Below are 242 nucleotides of genomic sequence, written 5' to 3'. Positions count from 1 at the left end.
GGGCTCGGAGATGTGTATAAGAGACAGCACCCGAGGCGCGGACCCTCAAGGCGTCGATCGCCGCCGCCGACGCCGTCCTGTTCGTGACCCCCGAGTACAACCGGTCCACCCCGGGCGCCCTGAAGAACGCCATCGACTGGGCCTCCCGTCAGTGGGGACAGAACTCGTTCGCCCACCTGCCTGCCGCGGTCATCGGAGCGTCGCCCGGGGCGATCGGTACCGCGCTGGCCCAGCAGAGTCTG

The 242-nt window shown here is 69.4% G+C and carries 1 pseudogene; it reads left to right on the top strand.

Annotated features, from left to right (window positions below):
• Nucleotides 1–29 precede the first annotated feature (29 nt).
• Nucleotides 30–242: pseudogene (locus ACR9ZK_RS23160) on the top strand (NADPH-dependent FMN reductase); the annotation flags it as partial.

The sequence above is a fragment of the Monashia sp. HAY1-5C genome (genome assembly GCF_056755255.1).
Note: the sequence above shows the minus strand (reverse complement) of the source record. Positions and strands in the feature narration are given on the sequence as shown.